Annotated in this window: 8 protein-coding genes; all 8 read left to right on the top strand. The window is 48.9% G+C overall.

Features of this window, described 5'->3' with window-relative positions; genetic code table 11:
• Positions 1-139: 139 nt before the first annotated feature.
• The 8 genes from LBJ25_07025 (at position 140) to LBJ25_06990 (ending at position 5,499) form a co-directional block, all read left to right on the top strand.
• Positions 140-1,339, top strand: a complete 1,200-nt coding sequence (locus tag LBJ25_07025) for an iron-containing alcohol dehydrogenase (protein ID MDR1453705.1) — start codon at positions 140-142, stop codon at positions 1,337-1,339.
• Between the two features lie 11 nt (positions 1,340-1,350).
• Positions 1,351-1,806, top strand: coding sequence for a hypothetical protein (locus LBJ25_07020; protein MDR1453704.1), 456 nt, complete (start codon positions 1,351-1,353; stop codon positions 1,804-1,806).
• A gap of 45 nt (positions 1,807-1,851) precedes the next feature.
• The gene (locus LBJ25_07015; GenBank protein MDR1453703.1) at positions 1,852-2,391 is read left to right on the top strand and encodes a hypothetical protein; all 540 of its coding nucleotides are present in this window, start codon (positions 1,852-1,854) and stop codon (positions 2,389-2,391) included.
• A 63-nt stretch (positions 2,392-2,454) separates the two neighbouring features.
• Positions 2,455-2,925, top strand: a complete 471-nt coding sequence (locus LBJ25_07010) for a MarR family transcriptional regulator (protein ID MDR1453702.1) — start codon at positions 2,455-2,457, stop codon at positions 2,923-2,925.
• Between the two features lie 102 nt (positions 2,926-3,027).
• Positions 3,028-3,975, top strand: coding sequence for an ATP-binding cassette domain-containing protein (locus LBJ25_07005; protein MDR1453701.1), 948 nt, complete (start codon positions 3,028-3,030; stop codon positions 3,973-3,975).
• Positions 3,972-4,757, top strand: coding sequence for an ABC transporter permease (locus LBJ25_07000; protein ID MDR1453700.1), 786 nt, complete (start codon positions 3,972-3,974; stop codon positions 4,755-4,757). Before LBJ25_07005 ends, LBJ25_07000 begins: the two co-directional genes overlap by 4 nt.
• A 13-nt stretch (positions 4,758-4,770) precedes the next feature.
• Entirely contained in the window at positions 4,771-5,154 is a 384-nt protein-coding gene (locus LBJ25_06995) for a hypothetical protein (protein ID MDR1453699.1), read from the top strand.
• Between the two features lie 63 nt (positions 5,155-5,217).
• Complete coding sequence (locus LBJ25_06990) at positions 5,218-5,499, top strand: hypothetical protein (GenBank protein ID MDR1453698.1); 282 nt, start codon at positions 5,218-5,220, stop codon at positions 5,497-5,499.
• Positions 5,500-5,890: the final 391 nt, after the last annotated feature.

Raw genomic sequence — 5,890 nt, 5'->3', positions numbered from 1 at the left:
ACAACAGTACAACTACGGACAGCAATACCAGCAACATGCCGGCATATTATTCGCTGATCTATATTAAACGGGTGTAGTAATTTATACTATAAAAATCGCCTAACTTGCGGTATTTGCAAATACCCACTATTATTCTGGTATGCTTGATTTCTTTGAATTTGCTCTGCCGGTGCGGGTGGTTTTCGGCTGGGGGATGCTGGACAAAGCCGGTAAATATATTAAACCGCACGGCAAACGCGCGTTGATCGTGACTGGCAAATCCTCGGCAAAACATGGCTATCTGACCAGATTGACCGCGCAGCTTGATGAATTAAAAATTGCGCATACGGTTTTTGACGGCGTGACGCCCAATCCCAAATCTACCGAGGTCGATGCGGCCGCCAAAATTGCCGTGGAGAACAAATGCGATCTGATAATTGCGCTGGGCGGCGGCTCGATCATGGATGCCGCCAAAGGCGTGGCGGCGGTCGCCAAGAACGGCGGCGGTATCTGGGATTATGTTTACAAAGGACCAGGCCAGAAAATTAAAACTATCAATTCCGCTCTGCCCTTGATCGTTATCCCGACTATGGCGGCGACTGGCTCGGAGTTGAATTGCGGCGCGGTGATTTCCAATCCGGCTACGCAGGAAAAAACGCCGTTCTTTGCCGACGCGGTGTATCCCAAAGCCGCGCTTATCGATCCGCAGTTGACCGTCTCACTACCCTATGCCAATACGGTGGACGGCGGCATTGATATTATCTGCCATGTGCTGGAAATGTATCTCTCCACAGACGCTGACGATTATTTGCAGGACCAGTTAGCTCTGGCTGTCACCAAAACGGTTATCCGCGCGTTGGATATATTAAAGAACGATTTGTCCAATAAAGAAGCGCGCACACAGTTATTCTGGGCGGCGTCGCTGGCTCTCTCCGGCGTGGTCAACGAAGGCCGCAGCGGAGAATTTCCCATGCACTCTATCGAGCACGTGCTTTCCGCGCACAATGACTCTCTGGCGCACGGCCGCGGACTGGCGGCAATACTTTTGCAAAAAATAAGATCTATCGAAAAAATTTTGCCGGCGAAATATCGAGAACTGGGAGAGTTGCTCGGTTCGACAGCGTTCACCGGCCAACGCTCGCTGAGCGGAGTCGAAGCGAGCGGCGGCGCCTATATCCTCTGGCAAAAATGGCTGGCCGCGCATCAGACCGGCGGCGGTTTGGGAGAATATCTGCGGGGTTTAGATACGGAGAGATTGGCCGGGCAAGTATTGCGGTTTTCCGGCACACCAGATTTCCTGCCGGACATCAAGCCTTTGTACAAAAAAGACTTAATAGAGTTTATTGAAATGTTGAGATAGAGGCTATCCTTATGTTGACGAAATTATTGTCTGTGGATTATGCGCCGGCGCCGTTGACGCTAGCTTGGGTATATACCAATAAAACCACTAAGGATCAAGTATACGATATTCGTCTGGCGCAGCAAAAAATAGGCCGCTTGGAGATCGGCTGGGATCGGCAAACTTTGAAGTTGTATTCGATCGACATCGAGCCTAATTGCAGGGACGAAGGGATTAGCGCGGCTCTTCTCAAATATTTGCTGGAAGTGGCTGCGAACAACGACATGAATAGTTTGGCTATCAATGACATGCAAGATACAGCTTTGCTACGCACTGCCTTGAAACTGATGCCGAATTGTTGGGGTGCGATAAAGGGTTTTTGGGGTGATAAATTAATCCGCCTGACAGAGGATAGTATAGATACCAAAGATGTTTATGTTGTGTATTTGCCGCTTGTTCCTGAAATGGAACATCCTGACCAGCGCTGAGCGCGTTTCTGTTATAATTCCAGAAAAGTATCGGGAGTGTGTTTTATGCGCAGGTGGCTGAGTGTTTTTTTATTATTTGTTTTTCTAAGCGCCGCTGCTTTGGCTGAGCAATTTGCATTTATTCCGCTCTGGGGCAGCGCGGCGCAAGAGGCTGCCCAGTGGAAAATTAGCGCGGCGCCGCTGTCTATAGAGCAGCTTGATCTCCCGTACAATATCAGCGAGACGAGTATTGAATACCTGCGGCGGGGGTATGCTGTTTATGATCTGGAGCTGCGGCTGATCAGATTGAGAGAAAATTTCGCGCCGCAAAAACTTGAGTTTCTGGTGCAGATGTACGACGGACAAGGCCGCCCGCTGCTGGAAAGAGATTATGAAGATAATTTGTTTGTGGTTGAGCAGCCGGATTTTTCCACGTTTAATACCGCCAAAATAATACTGCCGGGTTTTGTCCTGGAACGCGAGCCGGCACGGATCAAAATCTGGCTTAAGGGCTATACTGACGCGGATGGCAAAACTAAAGAAATTCTCAAATCCAGAAGAAGACACAAAGATAAAGATACGACGGTGATCATTATCAAGCAATGAGCGCTAGCGGTTTTTAGCGCCAAGCTGGACAAGATTATTTAGTTGCTATATTATAAATGGAATATGGATAGACAACTTGCCTTGGTCCTGGCGGAAAAAATCAATAAAGTTATAACGGTGCTTAACGCGGAGAAGAAAACACCGTGGGACTATGGCATAGGCTTTTCCTTGTATCATTCGGAAGTGCATTTGCTGGATACTATCGCCGTACATGCGGGTGAGAATCCCAGTGCTCTCGCCGCGCGGCTTGGCATAACCAAAGGCGCCATTACTCAGGTTGTCAAAAAACTTACGGAAAAAGAATTGGTCGAAAGTTACCATCTGCCGGATAACCAGAAAGAACTCTATTTTCGTTTAACCCCGCTGGGCAAGAAAGCGGTTAGAGGACATCACAAACACCACACCCGCCTCAATGCCGGAATTTTTGCCTATTTTGAATCGCTTACTAGAAAAGAAGGACAGGTTATCATAAAGTTTCTGGATGTCCTGCTAATAAACGGCGCCAAAGCCTGGCAGAATATTCCCGCCCTTTAAAATTATTACAGCGAGCCGGACTTTTTGTATAGTAACTAAACTATTGACTTATTTTTATTTAGCTACTAAACTATAATTATCTTAATTTTAAAGGAGGTATTTATGAGTGAAACGATTGTCCGGACGATCAATTTGAGCAAGGCGTATTCCAGCGGCGGCGTTGCCCATTACGCCGTGCAAAACCTGAATGTGGAGATCGGACGGGGACAGATTTATGGATTTATCGGGCAGAACGGCGCGGGCAAAACCACGCTGATCCGGATGCTCACCGGTTTGATCCAGCCGACCGAGGGACGCCTTGAGCTCTTCGGGAAAAGCGGTGACGACGCTTTGCAAAAAATGCGGCGCAAGATCGGCTGCATTGTGGAAACGCCAGCCTTGTATCCCAACCTGACCGCGCGCGAAAATCTTGAAGTCCAGGCGCGGCTTTTAGGGCTGTCTGATGAGAAGGCGATCAAGCAAGCGCTTCGTCTGGCGGGGATTGCGGATACTGGCACGAAAAAGGCCTGTGATTTTTCTCTCGGTATGCGTCAGCGACTGGCGTTGGCGCAGGCGATGCTCGCCAAACCGGAACTGCTCATTCTGGACGAGCCGGTGAACGGCCTTGACCCCAAAGGCATTATTGAAAACCGTGAATTGCTTAAACGGCTGGCGTTCGAGCAGAATATGACGATCCTGATCTCCAGCCATATCCTCTCCGAGCTGGCGCTGCTGGCGACCCATTACGGCATTATCGATCGTGGACGACTGATCAAGCAGATCGGCGCGGAGGAGCTGCAAAAAGAATGTCGCCAGTGTATCCGCCTCTGCACGCCGAAGCCGAAAAAGACTTTTGCGTTTTTGAAAGAGCGTTTCCAGATCAATGAGCTGCAAATTATTTCGGATCAGGAAATCCATATCTTTGAGCGGCTGGACGAAACTATGTCCATAAATATGGCGCTGTGTAAGGCAGATATTCCGGTTACTTCCATCATCTGCGCCGGACAGGATCTGGAAGGATATTTTATGAAATTAACGCAAACAGAATTTGCGGAAGGAGTGGCAGCATGACAACTATTCTTAATTCGGATTTTTTTAAATTATGGCGCAATATCGGCTTTCGTTTACTGCCCATTGCCACGATTATCTGCACGGTGGTTACCGCCTGCTTTATGTTGTTTGTGCAAAGCGGCGCCACAGTGGAAGGAGAGGTTTTTACCGCCGTCGATGTGTTTGGTTTTATTCCGGTGGGTTCGCTTGGCGCCTACGCGCTGACGACAATCTCAAATCTCTATGGTTTTATAGTAGTGGTGTTTTCCGGTCTGTTCATTTCGACTGAGTTTGCGCAAGGAACGATACGGAACGCGCTTTGTGCGGGAGCGTCGCGCTCCAAGGTCTATCTTTCCAAGCTGGCGGTCAACGCGGTAATGCTCATTCTTTGTATGTCCGTTTCCACGCTTACCTTTATCGCCAGTTTTACGGCGTTGTATGGCTTTGGCGATCCAGCTGGTTTTATCACCAATACCGTGCTTGTTTTGGGAATGCAGGTTTTATATCACCTTGTCTATGCGGCGATTGGCTGTCTTCTGGCATTTCTCGTGCCGAATATTGCGTTTAGTGTTGGCGTCGGGCTTGTTTTTGTCGGACTTCAAGGTGTGCTGGTCGAGATTTGCTCCGCCTTTGACGTGCTTAACCCGCTCGCTCCGTTCATTCCGCACTACTATATTATGCGTCTGACCGAGAATTTTCACGACGCGGCATTTCTGGCGCACGGCGCGGCGGTGAGCATTATTTTTGTACTTGCCACTGTTGTTATAGGCTGTCTGCTTTTTAAGCGGCAGGATATTAAATAAGAAAGGAGAATTTATGCGGAAATTATGGAGCGTATTTTTGGTTGCGATTTTGTGCGCCGGAGTGTTTGCGCAAGGATCACCCGCTGAAGTGGTGGGAATATGGAAACACAACAAAGAGGGTCTGGCATTTCAGTTCAACGCGGACGGCACGTTCGCCATGTTGGAAAGCGGCGAGGAAGCTCGTAAAGCCATCGAGGCCGAGCAACAGGCGCGCGGTGAGGCAGTTATTACCAGTGTCGGCGGCACATACACACTGGGACAGGGACTTTTCGGCGCGCCGCGTGTCAATATGGCGTTGGAAGTTGACGGTCAGGCGCATAAAATAGGAATGTCGTACAAAAAAATCGACGCGGACACTTTACAGCTGGACGGACAGAACTACCTACGGGTGAAATAAGCAGCCGCGTTCGGGAACTTTTGCCAACGCTCCTCTGTATAATATGTATATAAGGAGGCTTGTATGTTAAAACATTTTGGTAAAACAAGTCTGGTTATGCTGATCTTGTTTGGCGCGCTTTTTGTTAATTGTTATGCGGGCGGACATGATCATAGGCATAGCCAGCCAGACCGCCCGCAAGTAGTAGTGATCGAGAAAAGAGCTCCGCATAAAGCCCCGCCGCCCAAGGTCGTGGTGGTGGAAAAGAAAACGGTGGAATACCACTGCCCGACGGAAAAGCATACGGACGACACCAGAACTTTCGGCGCGATCCTGATCATGTTAGGCGGTTTTCTTTTATTGTGAATTATTGACTGGCGGCGCTTAATAGACAGAAAGCGCCGCACATTATAAAATTCCTCGTTATTGGGGCGTCACTGTGCGCTCCGCGCTTGTGGGTCTCACTTCACGTCGCTACGCTCGTGAAGTTCGACTCCGCCAAGTCATAGTATAATAACGATGCGTTTTTTTAATTATTGGGGCGTAACTTCGCCAGCGGAGCTGGCTTGTTGCTCTCACTTAACTTCGCGGTTTCACCGCTTGTTAAGTTCGAGTCGCCAAATCATAGTATAATAATATTGCGTTTTTTTTAATTATTGGGGCGTCACTGTGCGCTCCGCGCTTGTGGGTCTCACTTCACGTCGCTACGCTCGTGAAGTTCGACTCCGCCAAGTCATAGTATAATAACGATGCGTTT

This window comes from Candidatus Margulisiibacteriota bacterium, assembly GCA_031268855.1.
Taxonomy (GTDB): domain Bacteria; phylum Margulisbacteria; class Termititenacia; order Termititenacales; family Termititenacaceae; genus Termititenax.
The sequence above is the reverse complement of the archived record's forward strand: the minus strand, read 5'-3'. Positions and strand labels throughout refer to the sequence as shown.